This window comes from Thalassolituus sp. (genome assembly GCF_034111725.1).
Classification (GTDB): Bacteria; Pseudomonadota; Gammaproteobacteria; order Pseudomonadales; family Oceanobacteraceae; genus Thalassolituus.
Genome location: NZ_JAWUWR010000046.1, coordinates 1 through 15,079 on the forward strand (window position 1 = coordinate 1; position 15,079 = coordinate 15,079).

Annotated in this window: 15 protein-coding genes and 1 other RNA gene; 6 read left to right on the forward strand and 10 right to left on the reverse strand. The window is 47.5% G+C overall.

Annotated elements, in window-relative coordinates:
* Positions 1–945: carbamoyl-phosphate synthase large subunit (carB, locus tag UXZ23_RS06995; RefSeq protein WP_320819903.1), on the reverse strand; the 945-nt coding region annotated here is incomplete at its 3' end.
* A gap of 16 nt (positions 946–961) precedes the next feature.
* The gene (gene carA / locus UXZ23_RS07000; RefSeq protein WP_320819904.1) at positions 962–2,110 is read right to left on the reverse strand and encodes a glutamine-hydrolyzing carbamoyl-phosphate synthase small subunit; all 1,149 of its coding nucleotides are present in this window, start codon (positions 2,108–2,110) and stop codon (positions 962–964) included.
* A 562-nt stretch (positions 2,111–2,672) separates the two neighbouring features.
* Between carA and UXZ23_RS07005 the strand changes: the two genes are divergently transcribed.
* Together UXZ23_RS07005 and UXZ23_RS07010 are read left to right on the forward strand one after the other, a co-directional pair.
* Positions 2,673–3,284, forward strand: a complete 612-nt coding sequence (locus UXZ23_RS07005; protein ID WP_320819905.1) for a TetR/AcrR family transcriptional regulator — start codon at positions 2,673–2,675, stop codon at positions 3,282–3,284.
* A gap of 140 nt (positions 3,285–3,424) precedes the next feature.
* Positions 3,425–4,165: a hypothetical protein gene (locus UXZ23_RS07010; RefSeq protein WP_320819906.1), complete on the forward strand. Its 741-nt coding sequence runs from the start codon at positions 3,425–3,427 to the stop codon at positions 4,163–4,165.
* A gap of 60 nt (positions 4,166–4,225) precedes the next feature.
* Here the strand turns inward: UXZ23_RS07010 and dapB are convergent, their stop codons facing one another.
* The 4 genes from dapB to grpE form a co-directional block, all read right to left on the reverse strand.
* A complete protein-coding gene (gene dapB, locus UXZ23_RS07015; protein ID WP_320819907.1) occupies positions 4,226–5,029 on the reverse strand; it encodes a 4-hydroxy-tetrahydrodipicolinate reductase in 804 nt (267 codons plus the stop codon).
* A gap of 138 nt (positions 5,030–5,167) precedes the next feature.
* Complete coding sequence (dnaJ, locus tag UXZ23_RS07020) at positions 5,168–6,298, reverse strand: molecular chaperone DnaJ (RefSeq protein ID WP_320819908.1); 1,131 nt, start codon at positions 6,296–6,298, stop codon at positions 5,168–5,170.
* A 213-nt stretch (positions 6,299–6,511) separates the two neighbouring features.
* Positions 6,512–8,422 carry a molecular chaperone DnaK gene (gene dnaK / locus UXZ23_RS07025; RefSeq protein ID WP_320819909.1) on the reverse strand — a complete coding sequence of 637 codons (1,911 nt, stop codon included), beginning with the start codon at positions 8,420–8,422 and terminating at the stop codon, positions 6,512–6,514.
* Between the two features lie 119 nt (positions 8,423–8,541).
* On the reverse strand, positions 8,542–9,114 hold the full coding sequence (grpE, locus tag UXZ23_RS07030; RefSeq protein ID WP_320819910.1) for a nucleotide exchange factor GrpE: 573 nt from the start codon (positions 9,112–9,114) through the stop codon (positions 8,542–8,544).
* A gap of 149 nt (positions 9,115–9,263) precedes the next feature.
* Between grpE and recN the strand changes: the two genes are divergently transcribed.
* Positions 9,264–10,937 carry a DNA repair protein RecN gene (gene recN, locus UXZ23_RS07035; protein WP_320819911.1) on the forward strand — a complete coding sequence of 558 codons (1,674 nt, stop codon included), beginning with the start codon at positions 9,264–9,266 and terminating at the stop codon, positions 10,935–10,937.
* 91 nt (positions 10,938–11,028) lie between these two features.
* Here the strand turns inward: recN and fur are convergent, their stop codons facing one another.
* Complete coding sequence (fur, locus tag UXZ23_RS07040; RefSeq protein ID WP_320819912.1) at positions 11,029–11,433, reverse strand: ferric iron uptake transcriptional regulator; 405 nt, start codon at positions 11,431–11,433, stop codon at positions 11,029–11,031.
* Between the two features lie 89 nt (positions 11,434–11,522).
* On the opposite strand from fur, the gene UXZ23_RS07045 reads away from it, so the two are divergent.
* Positions 11,523–11,921, forward strand: coding sequence for an outer membrane protein assembly factor BamE (locus UXZ23_RS07045; protein ID WP_320819913.1), 399 nt, complete (start codon positions 11,523–11,525; stop codon positions 11,919–11,921).
* Between the two features lie 62 nt (positions 11,922–11,983).
* Here UXZ23_RS07045 and UXZ23_RS07050 read toward each other — a convergent pair whose 3' ends face one another.
* Genes UXZ23_RS07050 through UXZ23_RS07060 form a run of 3 tightly spaced genes read right to left on the reverse strand, consistent with a single transcriptional unit; the run spans position 11,984 to position 14,225 of the window.
* Positions 11,984–12,280, reverse strand: coding sequence for an RnfH family protein (locus tag UXZ23_RS07050; RefSeq protein ID WP_320819914.1), 297 nt, complete (start codon positions 12,278–12,280; stop codon positions 11,984–11,986).
* Positions 12,273–12,704: a type II toxin-antitoxin system RatA family toxin gene (locus UXZ23_RS07055; protein ID WP_015487857.1), complete on the reverse strand. Its 432-nt coding sequence runs from the start codon at positions 12,702–12,704 to the stop codon at positions 12,273–12,275. The genes UXZ23_RS07050 and UXZ23_RS07055 overlap by 8 nt, the downstream gene beginning before the upstream one ends.
* 27 nt (positions 12,705–12,731) lie before the next feature.
* Positions 12,732–14,225: a sodium-dependent transporter gene (locus UXZ23_RS07060; RefSeq protein ID WP_320819915.1), complete on the reverse strand. Its 1,494-nt coding sequence runs from the start codon at positions 14,223–14,225 to the stop codon at positions 12,732–12,734.
* 109 nt (positions 14,226–14,334) lie between these two features.
* Here UXZ23_RS07060 and smpB point away from each other — a divergent pair, with 109 nt between their 5' ends.
* Together smpB and ssrA are read left to right on the forward strand one after the other, a co-directional pair.
* Positions 14,335–14,817: an SsrA-binding protein SmpB gene (smpB, locus tag UXZ23_RS07065; protein ID WP_225667116.1), complete on the forward strand. Its 483-nt coding sequence runs from the start codon at positions 14,335–14,337 to the stop codon at positions 14,815–14,817.
* 121 nt (positions 14,818–14,938) lie between these two features.
* Positions 14,939–15,079, forward strand: a transfer-messenger RNA (tmRNA) gene (gene ssrA, locus UXZ23_RS07070); the annotation flags it as partial.

Consider the following 15,079-nt stretch of genomic DNA (forward strand, 5'->3'; position numbering starts at 1 on the left):
CGTTGCTTTCGATGCCAACGCCGATGAACGTGATACGCGTGGGTTCATCTCAATCACGACCATACGGCCATCTTTAGGATTCAACCCAAACTGAACGTTAGAACCACCGGTTTCTACACCGATTTCACGCAGTACGGCCAAAGAGGCATCACGCATGATTTGGTATTCTTTATCGGTCAGCGTTTGCGCCGGCGCAACGGTGCTCGAGTCCCCGGTGTGAACACCCATAGCATCGAAGTTTTCGATTGAACAGATGATGATGCAGTTGTCGTTTTTGTCACGAACAACTTCCATTTCATATTCTTTCCAACCGATCAAAGACTCATCGATTAGCAACTCATTGGTTGGCGACAAGTCCAAACCGCGAGTACATATTTCTTCGAATTCTTCTTTGTTGTAGGCGATACCACCGCCCGTTCCGCCCATCGTAAACGACGGACGAATGATACAAGGAAAGCCCAAATCTTTTTGTACTTGGCGAGCTTCTTCCATGCTATGCGCAATGCCCGCACGCGGACATTCCAAACCAATTTTCTTCATCGCTTTATCGAAACGGCTACGATCCTCAGCTTTATCGATGGTATCGGCATTGGCACCGATCATCTCAACACCGAATTTCTCCAGCACACCAGCGGCTTCTAAACCCAGCGCACAGTTCAGCGCTGTTTGGCCACCCATGGTTGGTAGCAAAGCATCCGGACGTTCTTTTTCGATGATTTTAGTGACCGCTTCAACCGTAATCGGCTCGATATAGGTTGCATCCGCCATCGACGGATCGGTCATGATCGTTGCTGGGTTAGAGTTCACCAGAATTACACGGTATCCCTCTTCACGCAGTGCTTTACAAGCCTGCGCTCCAGAATAGTCAAACTCACACGCCTGGCCGATTACAATCGGGCCCGCGCCGATGATCAATATACTTTGTATGTCAGTACGTTTTGGCATTACTCAGTCAATCCTGTTATTGCGCGGCTTTGGCGGTTTTAATCAATTCAATGAAGCGGTCAAATAGCGGCGCCACATCACGCGGACCTGGGCTCGCTTCAGGGTGACCTTGGAAGCTAAACGCTGGCTTATCGGTACGACGAATACCTTGCAACGTACCGTCAAACAATGACTTGTGAGTCGCTACTAAGTTCGCCGGCAAAGTTGCCTCATCCACTGCGAAACCATGGTTCTGGCTAGTAATCATCACTCGGCCAGTATCAATATCTTGAACGGGATGGTTACCACCGTGGTGACCATGACCCATTTTTACAGTTTTCGCACCTGATGCCAGTGCCAGCAACTGGTGACCTAAACAGATACCGAAAACAGGAATATTGGTTTCTAAGATTTCTTGAATCGCTTTGATCGCGTAATCACATGGCTCTGGGTCACCAGGGCCATTAGATAGAAATACACCATCAGGATTCATGGCTAGCACGTCTGCTGCAGAGGTTTGCGCAGGTACAACCGTTAGGTCACAGCCACGCTCTGCTAGAAGGCGTAAAATATTTCGCTTAACACCATAATCGAAAGCAACAACCTTATACTTAGGGGCTGTTTGTTCACTAAAACCTTGGCCCAGTGTCCAATCACCTTGCGTCCACCGATAGGCTTCTTTCACCGTAACTTCTTTCGCTAGATCCATGCCTTTCAAGCCAGGGAAGGCTTTAGCGGCTTCAATGGCGCGAGCGATGCCGGCTTCACTGTGCGAATCGTCGGCCGCTAGAATACAACCGCTTAGTGAGCCTTTTTCGCGCAGGATGCGTGTTAGGCGACGAGTATCGATGTCAGAAATGCCACATACATTATGCGATTTCAAATATTGATCCAGCGGCTGCTGGCTGCGAAAGCTAGATGCAATCAAAGGCAAATCACGAATAATCAAACCTTTGGCATGTACTGCGGATGACTCTTCATCTTCATCATTGGTGCCGTAACTACCAATATGAGGATAGGTTAACGTAACCATCTGGTTGGCATAGGAAGGATCGGTAAGGATCTCCTGATAACCGGTCATGGAAGTGTTAAATACCACTTCCCCCACAGATTGACCTTCAGCACCAATGCTGATGCCTTTGAAGATACTGCCATCTTCAAGAGCTAGAATCGCTGGCGTAGACAAGACTCATTCCCCGAACTGTAAATAAACTGGCGTGCGTCTGTATCAGGCAGGCCCAGACTGGACGTGGCAAAACCATCAGTCGTAAAAAAGCGGAATGGCGACATCAACTGACTCCATCCCGCTTTTCACTGATTTTTTCGGCGTCTTTTCGACTGCCGTGATACACACTAGAACTAACCCTAAATGGTACTAAAAAGGGCGGCTTGTGTCCATTTAAAATGCCACTTGAGACATTGGCCCTAACTGCACCGAATTAGCACCTTATGACCACTTGTTTTGTTGAAATATGTAACTTGTCGCATCAAGACAATGCTTAACAAGCCATTACCATAAAAAATTAATACTTAGTTATCAGAAATGATACTTGGCCCTTCCAACTGAGTTCGGGCCAAGCCACTATGACTCCATATAAACTATGACTTTACGTACCGACAAAATAGGATGACCAAAAGATCTAGCCGTCGCTTCAGGCCGATTGCTAGACGGTCGAGTTACCAAAGGCCCAATTCTCCTACATGGGCCTTTTGCATAGTTATTAATTTACAAGGAAAGAGGATGCTGCATGCCTGCTGCTGTCGAAGGTCGTCGACGCTTACAACCAGACGAACGAAAGAAATTGTTATTAAACGATGCCATTGCAGTGTTTGCTCGCCGCGGCATAGGACGCGGAGGCCATACAGAAATAGCACAACAAGGTGGGGTGTCCGTTGCGACGGTTTTTAACTACTTCAACACACGTGAAGCGCTCGTTAGTGCGGTGCTCGATGAAGTTGAAAGTTTCTTACTAAACCTAGCTGAACGCGTGTACGAGGAAGCGGAAAATCCAGTGGATGGTATCAAAAATCACATCCAAGCCTTTCTTAGAGCGTGTGAAGAAAATTCAAACTACATCAAAGTATGGCTTGAGTGGAGTGCATCTGTGCGCGAGGACACTTGGCCGCGCTATATCGAGTTTCAAACTCGCCTACTCGAAATCATCACTGCTCAAATAGAGCTCGCGATTAAAGAAGGCTTGCTCATTGACGGTTTAGCACCAATAGAACGGGCCAGATGGGCAATTGGTAACGCTCACATGCTAGTGTCTATGGTCTTTAGCCCTATGGGGAAGCCCGAAGGTATGGAAGAAATGGTAGAACGTGGCTTTAACCACATCATTGGGATCCGCGAGCAATAAAGTATTAATCTACACCTTAGGCTGACATGGTTTGCGCTATGTTAGCTACCTTCTCTAGACGATTACCCAAGCGTTGGTTAGGATGGCGGCGAATAATAACGGCACACTTCTGTGCCCATCACTTCGGCGAGAAAATAAACGTGCGCTCTCTATTTTTAACCACTGTCACATTACTAACAGCATTAAGTTTGTCGTTCACGGCAAATTCTAGCGATCTTAAAGCCACAATTATTAATGACAATATTCCCTGGAAAGCAGGCAAGGTCGGTGACGATATCGGCGAAGTCAGCACTTGGCGTCGTAAAGTAGAAGGAGCAGATGTTCAGCAGTTCCGTGGAGAAATCATCATCCCGCAACCGGCTTTGCACGTTTTACTCACACTTGATAATTCCGAAGACTTGTCGGACTGGGTGTTTCACTGCCAAAAAAGTGATCGAGCCCTAAATCAATACGTATACATGGAGTATTCCGGCATCTGGCCTGTGGCAGACCGCTATGTAACGCTAACCAATAAGGCATCGATCAAAGATGGGGTGATTAATATCCAAAGTACGAATGTTCCAGATGTGGTTCCGGCTCCAAAGGGCATGGTGCAAATCAGCGAATTTAATAATTTATTCGAAGTCACTCCCCTACCGAATGGCAATACCAAAATTCGCTTCACCACATTCGTAGACTTATCCGGCGGCTTACCAAGTTGGATAGCAAATATGGTATCTAAAAGTGCACCTAAGGTAACACTGAGCGAGATGCGCGATTTGCTAGAGAGCAACCACTGGGATTACAGCAACGCCTCTATTGACGATTTAACTTCCTCTTTTGATCCCATTCGCGACGAATTAAAGAACTTACTAAGCAAGCAGCTAACAGCAGCTGAGTAACTTATGCTTTAAACAAAAAACGCCGGCTAAGCCGGCGTTTTTTTATTCTTACACTTAACATTAAAAGCCAAGTACATCCTGCATATCGTATAAACCGGTAGGCTGTGAGCCAATCCATTTAGCTGCACGCACAGCTCCTTTGGCAAAAGTCATGCGACTTTGTGCTTTATGAGTAATCTCCACACGCTCACCTTCGGTAGCAAACATCACAGTATGGTCACCAACAACATCACCACCGCGAATGGTTTCAAAACCAATTTGCTTGTGTGGACGCGCGCCGGTTTGGCCTTCTCGGCCATAACAGGCGACTTCGTTTAAATCCCAACCCATAGTTTCTGCAACCACTTCGCCCATGCGCAAAGCAGTACCAGACGGCGCATCAACCTTGTGACGATGATGCATCTCGATCACTTCAATATCACTATCGTCGCCCATAACCGAGGCAGCCATGCGCAGTAAATTCAAACAGAGGTTTACACCAACCGAGTAGTTAGGAGCAAAGACAATACCCATATCACCCGCAGCTGCTTTTAAACCAGCCTTCTGAGCATCGGTCAAACCAGTCGTACCGATAACAATGCATTTGCCAGCTTGGCGACAAAGCTCAACATTAGCCATAGTGGCTTCTGGCGAGGTGAAATCAATCAACACATCAAATTGGTCGATCACCGAAGTTAGATCTGTCGTGGCCGCAACATTTAGCACTGACCCCAAACCAGCGATAGCACCAACATCAACTCCTGCCATTGGATCACCCGCTAGCACAATAGCTGCGCCCACTTGCGCTTGTTCATCGGCGTTGACTGCTTCGATCAGCACTCGCCCCATACGTCCGGCGGCACCGGTAATAGCAATACGTGTCATGACAGGGTTCCAGAATTGAAAATAGGAATTAGGAAAGGATGTAAGGATATCGGGAATTTAACAGTGATGCGAGACAGAGGCGCTAGTTGACCTCGATTGATGTCTATCAAACGAGCTAGCACCTCAGCCAATCGGGCGTTAGATTTCTTCGAAGAAACGTTTCACGCCTTCAAACCAAGTCTTCTTTTGCGGAGAGTGCTTATCACCACCCTTTTCGCCATTGAGAGACGCTTGGAATTTCAACAACAGATCTTTTTGCTCTGATGTTAAATTCACTGGCGTTTCTACCTGAACTCGGCAAAGTAAATCGCCCGCCGTACCACCGCGCACAGGGACTACGCCCTTGCCACGCAAACGGAACAACTTGCCGCTTTGAGTTTCCGCAGGAATCTTTAGCTTCACTCGACCGTCAAGGGTCGGTACCTCTAGCTCCCCCCCCAATGCCGCATCAACAATGCTGATAGGGACATCGCAATAAAGGTTACGACCATCACGATGGAACAACTCATGCTCACGCACACTAACCTGTACATATAGATCGCCCGCAGGCCCGCCCATTGCACCCGCTTCGCCCTCTCCAGACAAACGAATACGATCACCGGTATCAACACCTGGTGGAATCTTAACCGACAATGTCTTGGTTTCTTCTTTAACACCACGACCATGAGAGCTAGTACATGGGTCTTCAATCATGGTGCCCTGACCACGGCAACTCGGACAAGTTTGCTGCACAGAGAAAAAGCCCTGCTGCATGCGTACTTGGCCTTGACCATGACAGGTGCCACACACTTTTGGCTTAGTGCCAGCTTTAGCACCGCTACCGTCACAAGTTCCACAAGCCGTTAACGTTGGAACGCGAATCTTTTTCTCAACGCCACGAACAGCCTCTTCCAACGACAAGTCCATGGTGTAACGTAGATCTGAACCACGCTGTGGGCCGCCGCGACCACCGCGACCACCTCCACCAAAAATATCGCCGAAAACATCACCGAAGATATCGCTGAAGTTACCGCTGCCGCCACCAAAACCACCGGCCGCGTTCGGATCTACTCCCGCGTGACCATGCTGGTCGTAGGCTGCGCGTTTCTTCTCATCGCCTAATATTTCGTAGGCTTCGGTAGCTTCTTTAAATTTTGCGTCGGCATCTTTGTCATCTGGATTACGATCCGGATGATATTTCATGGCCAACTTACGGTAAGCCTTTTTAAGGTCTTTACCATCGACGTCGCGACTGACGCCTAATATTTCGTAATAATCTCGCTTCGACATGTCATCACCTGTTGTACTGCCCCCCAGACGACCGCGATTTACGCCTTAAGGGGGGATTATTCAGTGCAGTTTTGTGTTCGGTTTTGCCCAATACACAGAGTACCGGCACGTAATAACTAGGAAACTTTTTACTCAAACTAATGAAGCAAAAAAACGCGACAGCCCTCTAGGAAGACTGCCGCGCCCCTGTCAATCAGTGGCCTGCGGCCCTGATTACTTGTCTTTCACTTCTTCAAACTCAGCATCAACCACATCATCATCTTGCGCTGATTGGTCACCGCCTTGTTTAGCGCCTTCGGCGGCTTGTGCTTGCTCTGCGTATAACTTCTGAGCTAAAGAAGCTGAAGCTTCAGTTAGCGCATTGGTTTTCGCTTCAATCTCAGCGATATCGTCGCCTTTAAATACCGCTTCAAGATCAGTGATTGCTGCTTCAATCGCAGATTTCTCTTCAGCAGTGGCTTTGTCGCCAGCTTCTTCTAGAGTTTTGCGAGTTGCGTGAATCAAGCCATCCGCCGTATTGCGAGCTTGCACTAGGCTTTCGAATTTTTTATCCGCCTCGGCGTTAGCTTCAGCATCCGCTACCATTTTCTCGATTTCTTCATCGCTCAAGCCTGAAGAAGCCTTGATCACGATAGACTGAACTTTACCAGTCGCCTTGTCTTTCGCACTCACATTCAAGATACCGTTGGCATCAATGTCGAACGTCACCTCAATTTGTGGCATACCACGTTGAGATGGCGGAATATCAGCCAAGTCGAAACGACCTAGCGACTTATTCTGCGCCGCTTGCTTACGCTCACCCTGCACTACGTGAATCGTTACTGCCGTTTGGTTGTCTTCAGCCGTTGAGAACACTTGTGATTTCTTAGTAGGAATCGTGGTGTTCTTATCAATAACTGGAGTTGCAACGCCACCCATGGTTTCGATACCCAGTGTCAGCGGTGTCACGTCTAACAGTAATACGTCTTTTACATCACCTGAAAGAACCGCACCTTGAATTGCTGCGCCTACGGCAACCGCTTCATCTGGGTTCACGTCTTTGCGTGGCTCTTTACCAAAGAAATCAGCAACCGCTTTCTGCACCATTGGCATACGAGTCTGACCACCAACCAAGATGACTTCATCAATCTCAGAAGCGCTCAAACCAGCATCTTTAAGTGCCATGGCGCAAGGATCCATAGAACGCTTAACCAGCTCTTCAACCAAGCTTTCTAATTTCGCGCGAGTCACTTTCACATTTAAGTGCTTAGGACCTGATGCATCAGCCGTGATGTATGGCAAGTTCACATCAGTTTGTTGCGAAGAAGACAACTCAACTTTGGCTTTTTCTGCACCTTCTTTTAGACGTTGTAACGCCAAAGGATCGTTGTGCAAATCAATGCCAGTGTCTTTCTTAAATTCTGCTGCTAAATATTCGATTAAACGTAAATCGAAATCTTCACCACCCAAGAAAGTATCACCGTTCGTTGCCAATACTTCGAATTGTTTTTCGCCATCAACGTCGGCGACTTCAATAATGGAAATATCGAATGTACCACCGCCTAAGTCGTAAACCGCAATCGTACGGTCACCACCAGTTTTATCCATACCGTACGCTAAAGCTGCAGCGGTTGGCTCGTTGATAATACGTTTCACTTCCAAGCCTGCGATTTTACCCGCATCTTTAGTTGCCTGACGCTGAGAATCGTTAAAATAAGCAGGAACAGTAATAACGGCATCTGTTACTTTTTCGACAATATAATATTCAGCGGTCTTTTTCATTTTCTTCAGAATTTCTGCAGAAATTTGTGGCGGTGCGAATTTTTGATCGCGTACAGCAACCCATGCATCACCGTTATCTGCTTCAATGATTTTGTACGGCACCATAGAGATGTCTTTTTGTACAACGTCATCTTTAAATTTACGGCCAATTAAACGCTTAACCGCAAACAAAGTATTATGCGGATTAGTGACTGCTTGGCGCTTTGCAGATTGCCCCACTAAAACTTCTTCATCGGCATAAGCGACGATGGAAGGAGTGGTGCGATCGCCTTCTGAGTTTTCAATAACTTTTGGTTTGTCGCCGTCGAGGATTGCCACACATGAGTTGGTGGTTCCGAGGTCAATACCGATAATTCTACCCATACTATTACTCTCCAAATCTCTGGGCGTTAGGCCCAAACATTGTAATGATTAATTGTGTTGTTCGATGACTTCTATATTGGTGCTGGAATTTCTATTTCAAGGCTATACCAGTACAAAAATTAAGCTTTTTCGTCTATTTGTGCCGCGCCTTTACTTACCATCACCATCGCTGGACGCAACAAACGACCGTGCAATGTGTAGCCCTTCTGCATAACCGCAATCACAGTATTTGGGGCCAAATCTGGATTTTCAATCATCGACATTGCTTGATGAAACTCCGGATTAAAGGTTTCACCTTCTGGATTAACAACATCAACGTTGAAGCGAGCCAGTGATGAAATAAAACCACTCAGCGTCATTTCAATACCATCACGAATTGCCTTGGTCGCTTCTTCTTCTGGCGCTGCTGCAAGGCCGCGCTCTAAATTATCAACGACACCCACCATCTCAGCGGCGAATTTTTCCAAACCAAACTTATGTGCTTTTTCGACATCAAGTTCAGCGCGGCGACGTACATTTTGCATTTCTGCTTGGGTACGCAACATTTGCTCTTTGAGCTCAGCTATCTCTTTTTGAGCATCCGCTAGAGCCGTTGATTCAGGCGAAGCGTCCGCTGCGTCCTCGGTTTCAGCAGCAACATCAGGGCCTACCTGCTCCAGGCTCTCGTCTTGAATCTTTTGCTCGTCTGACATGTATCTATCCTCACTCACATACAAGAAATCTGACTCCTATATGGGGGTCACAAACTGTGTTTCAAGGGCATCACGATAAACTTCACTTGACAATAGGCACTACTGTATATAAAAACACTGTATATCCATTCAGATACTGGAGCGCACCCATGCTAGCAAATCTGTCCATTCATCAGTTTGCCCTCGTCGAACATATGGAATTAGAGTTCGGCTCAGGAATGTCCGTCATCACCGGAGAAACCGGAGCCGGTAAGTCCATTTTGCTCGACGCCTTAGGTTTAGCCTTGGGTCAACGAGCAGAAGCAGGGTGCGTGCGCAAAGGCGCGAGCAAAGCCGAGGTATGCGCCACATTTAAGACCAACTCCAATGCTCAGGCATGGCTGCAAAGTTATGACTTTCCGAGTGATGATGAAGTAATTCTGCGCCGCATCATCTCGGCCGAAGGTCGTTCACGAGGCTACATCAATGGCCGTCCAGTACCGGCAAATGATCTAAAAGAAATTGCTAGCCATTTAATCGATGTTCACTCACAGCATGCTCATCAACGTTTATTAGAAAAAGATACTCCGCGACAACTGCTGGATAGCTATGCCGGACTATCTGAGCATACGACCAAAGTCAGTGGGTTATATCGCAAATGGCAAACTGAGTACCGTAAATTGCGCAACCTGCAAGAAGAAAGCGCCGAGCTTCAAGCTCAACGTCAGCTATTAACCTATCAAGTTGAAGAGTTACGTGAACTGGCGATTGGCGAACTTGAACTGGATGAACTTGAAGCCGAACACAAACGTTTAGCCAATGCCGAGAATACCCTTTTGAGCGGTCAGTCTGCGGTTATTGCCTGCCTAGGTGACGATAACAGCGAGCAAGCCGCCACTCAGATGGTCTATCAAGCGATTCATCAGCTGCAACAAATTGATGATCGCCACCCACATTTAGAAGAAGCCCGTGATCTCTTACAGCAAGCGCATATCCAACTAGAAGAAGCCGGCAACTCACTGCAGCGCTATCTGGAAGGTGTCGATATTAATCCGCACCGTTTACAGCAAATAGAAAGCCGGTTAAGCGACATCTACACTATGGCGCGTAAGCACCACATTAATGCTCAGCAAGTGTATGCGCATTGGCAGGAACAAGAACAAGCTCTCGCAGCTTTGTCGTTATCCGATGAAGACCTAGCGGAATTGCGTGCAGAAGTAGAATCACTGTACCAAGCCTTCTTAAGCGAAGCCCAAGCCTTAAGCAATGCCCGCATCCATGCCGCAACACAAATGGACAAAGATATTGAAGCCCATTTTGAAGCGTTATCCCTCGGACGTGCACGGTTTATCACCCAAGTAATACCCCAAGATATCAAGCAAGCACAAAGTCACGGGATAGATGATATTCACTTCATCGTACAAACCAACCCAGGCATGCCTGCAGGCCCATTGGCAAAAGTAGCGTCTGGCGGTGAATTATCGCGCATTAGCTTGGCGATTCAGGTCGTGACCGCAGCCACCAGTAAAGTCCCAAGCCTAATTTTCGACGAAGTAGACGTTGGTATTGGTGGCGGCACTGCTGAACGTGTTGGTCGCCTAATGCGTAAGCTTGGCAGTAATAGCCAAGTCATGTGCGTTACCCATCAACCGCAAGTGGCTGCCCAAGCGCATCAACACTTCCAAGTCAGTAAGGTCAGTGGTGATGAAGCCACTCATACGCGCATTCGCGAACTGAGTAACAAACAAAGGGCTGAAGAACTCGCACGTATGTTAGGCGGTATCGAAATCACCAGCCAGACCTTAGCCCATGCATCTGAAATGCTGGCTCTGGTGCGCTCTTAATCCATTGCTATGGCATTCAATATAAAAGTAGCGCCCATAAAAAAACCGCACTGCAGTAATGCAGTGCGGTTTTTTTAAAATTACAGCCAGCTTATTTTTTACGAACGTAAAGCACTAAGCTGTGATCAACCAAATCGAACCCATGCTGCTCAGCAATTTCGTGCTGTAAGCGTTCGATTTGTGAATTAGTAAACTCGATAACAGTACCATCATCGACGTTAACCATATGATCATGGTGTTCTCCGCGCGCCAACTCAAACACCGAGTGACCACCATCGAAGTTATGACGAGTAACCAACCCAGCGCTTTCGAACTGGGTTAATACACGGTATACCGTCGCCAAACCGACATCTTCGCCCGCTTCAATTAACGCGCGATAAACATCTTCTGCACTCATGTGAGCATCTGGATCACTCTCCAAGATACTAAGAATTTTGACACGTGGCAGCGTGACTTTCAGGCCTGCCTTGCGCAATTCCACGTTTTGATCGGACATTGCCTTCCTCGAATATTTCACAGCAAGTTGAATTATCAGGTATCATCTTGGTCCTAGCTGAAAGCAACCAAAGAGACAGTACCCTGATCATGCGAGCCCTAATTCTGACCGGTTTACTTGGTTTTGCAACCCTTTCCGGCTGCACTTTTCCCGGTGTGTACAAGCTCAACGTCCAACAGGGCAATATTGTTACCCCTGAGATGCTAAGCCAACTCAAGCCTGGCATGAACCAACGCCAAGTAAGTTACGTAATGGGCAACCCTGTTATACGTAACCCTTTTGAGCAAAAACAGTGGGATTACATCTATACCTTAGAGCAACGCGATAAGGTAGTGAAAGACTACCATGTAATCATTCACTTCAATGACCAAGGTCTTTATACCCACTATTCTGGCGATTTACCTGCTGAAGATTTCAATGAAACGAACCAGCTCAACTCACTACCAGAAGAAGAACGAAATCTTAATACCGTTCCTACCGACCTCTAAGTACCAGCTGTAAATCAAGCCCACTGTGAGTGGGCTTTTTTGTGCCGCACTCACCACCAGCCTTAGCCTTTCGCCGCCTTTGCTGCGCGGTTAGCGCGCGCTTGCTTAGGATCGATAATCAGCGGGCGATAAATCTCTACACGGTCGCCAGCGCGTAATATCTCACCTTCTGCATCGCGTATAGCCTTACCAAAAATACCAAACTTAGCATCCGCTAATACCAACTCGGGGAATTCGGCTTCAATACCCGACTGACGTACCGCATCTGACAAGGTCGTGCCCTCAGGCACTTCAACTGCGACAATTTTTTGCTTATGAGGTAAGGCGTAGGCTACCTCGACCTGAATTTTCTCAGCCATAAATCTCATTCGCTCGTTTTACAAAAGAGTCAACCATAGCCCCAGCAACTTGTTTAAACAGGGCCCCCATAGCAGCCCCAGTGATAAAATTGCCCATTTCAAACTCCATATCCAACGACACCTTACAAGCCTCATCCGATAGTTTCTGAAAGCGCCAAGTACCCGTAAAACGACTGAAAGGTCCTTCCAGTAATCGAATATCCATACGCTCCGGGCGTACAAGGTCATTGTGAGTACTGAAGCTATGTTGCAATCCAGCCTTACTGATGGTCAGACGTGCCTCAATAAAGTTGTCATCTTCATCCAGCACCTCTGTCGCTTGGCAACCCGGCAAAAACTCGGGATAGCGGCGCACATCATTTACTAGATCAAACATTTCTTCCGCGGTATGCATCACTAATGCACTGCGCGTAATAGTCGTCATTCGCTTACCTTTTGGTTGCCAGAAGCATCATAAGATGCCGTGGATAAAAACAAAGAGCACCGCTGCAGGTGATACAAACCGAATCATAAAACGCCAGATTTCAAAAATCGCGGTGTTATTAACCCTAGCTTCATCCGCAACGCTGCGACGGCTCAAAAACCAACCCGCAAACAGCGAAATCAACACACCACCTAGCGGTAACAGAATGTTGGCAGTTAAGAAATCGAGTACGTCGAAAAATGTCTTGCCTGTAATTTGAAAGTTCACGCTTTCTGTTGACGGGTATTGCATTTTCAACTCAGTGACATCGGCATAAGCAAACCACTCAGCCGCGGGCAACTGAACACTCGTTGCATCAGCCTGCTCTGCTAATGTTGGTGTTACATGAACGAAAAATTGATTATCCGACCAATCATTAAACGAGAAAACCGTGCCGATACCTAAAAACCAAGCCAGAGCACAAACAATGAAGGTTGACCGACCGCGACCAACACCCTTCTCAACACACCAAGCCACCGCAGGCTCAGCAATAGAAATCGCAGAACTCCACGCCGCGATCACAACAAGAACAAAGAACGTTGTGCCAATCAAAGCGCCACCGGGTAAACCACCAAAGGCGATAGGCAAGGTCTGAAACATCAGCCCCGGGCCAGCCCCCGGCTCTAAACCGTTAGTAAATACAATCGGGAATATCACTAAACCAGCGGCTAATGCCACTAGCGTATCGAGAATACCCACGGCCAAAACAGTCTTACCCAATGATGCATCTGCTGGCATATAAGCGCCGTACGCCATGATAGCGCCCATACCTAAGCTCAAGGTGAAAAACGCGTGTCCTAAAGCCACGACGACGCTTTCTTGTGACAACTTACTGAAATCAAAACTAAATAAGAAGTTAAACCCTTGGCTAAAACCCGGCGTCGTTAAGCTGTAGCCCAAGAGTAGAATCAACATAATAAACAACAGCGGCATCATAATACGCACCGCATTTTCCAAGCCGCGATGCACACCACGCGCAATCACAGCCCCTACTAATACCATAAAGATGGTGTGATAAAGCATTAACGACTGAGGATCCGCGAGCAGGTCACTAAATACCGCTCCCGCACTTTCACCGCTAATGCCAGTAAAAGTGCCTGTCGCCATCTTTACTGTGTAATACACAGTCCAGCCCGCAATCACACTGTAAAATGACAGAATACAAAACCCAGCCACAGCCCCCATCCATCCAATACCGGCAAACATACGCGGCGCTTTTGCCGTCGCTGTGAGGCGCTCCATGGTATGAATCGGACTCATACGCGCCTTACGACCAAGTAGCACTTCCGCCATCATGATCGGAATGCCTGCGGTTAAAATGCATAGCAAATACACCAATACAAATGCGCCGCCGCCGTTCTCACCAGCGATGTAGGGAAACTTCCAGATATTTCCCAAACCAACTGCCGATCCTGTCGCAGCCAAAATAAACGTCCAGCGACTGCTCCAGATGCCGTGCATACCGCGCTTATCTGCCGTCATATTCATATCCTTTCTTGTAATGCGCGTATTGTCAGGGATTTACCCCCTACGCTCAAGGGCGCAGGCTACCTACTGCCCTTTCACCACAGTGTCAGTTATAATCAGCGCCATGAGCACAAACAAAAAACCTAAGTCCGGTGGCGGCACCATCGCACAGAACAAAAAAGCCCGTCACGACTACTTTCTCGAAGACAAACTCGAAGTAGGTCTGGTTCTTACCGGCTGGGAAGTAAAATCCCTGCGTGAAGGCAAATGCCAACTCGTCGACTCTTTCGTCCAAATTCACAACGGTGAAGCTTGGCTACACGGTGCATTGATTTCACCGTTACAGCAGGCCTCTACGCACATAGTGACCGAGCCGCGACGCGAGCGTAAGTTACTGATGCACCGCCGTGAAATTGATCGATTGGTACAAAAAATTCAGGCCAAGGGTTACACCTGCGTCTGTACCGCGATTTATTGGAAAGGTCCAAACGTCAAAGCCGAGATTGCCTTAGCCAAAGGTAAGCAAAGCCACGACAAACGTGATACCTCAAAAGATCGCGACTGGGCCAAACAAAAAGAACGCATCATGAAGCACTCTGTTCGCTGACAGCGAGCAAGGCTTGTGATACGCTGCACGACTAATGTGAAGACAGAGCAAGGTTGAAAAATCAAACTCCGCCCCCACATTAAACACTACGACCTAAGGCGATTGATTAGGCGAAGAATCTGGGGATGATTAGGATTCGACGTTGATTACAAAGCTATGGGTGCATGCCGAGAGTGTATAGCGATCTCGTAAATAAACGTTATACATAGTTATAGTCGCAAACGACGAAACTTACGCACTAGCGGCTTAAGCCCGCTTACCT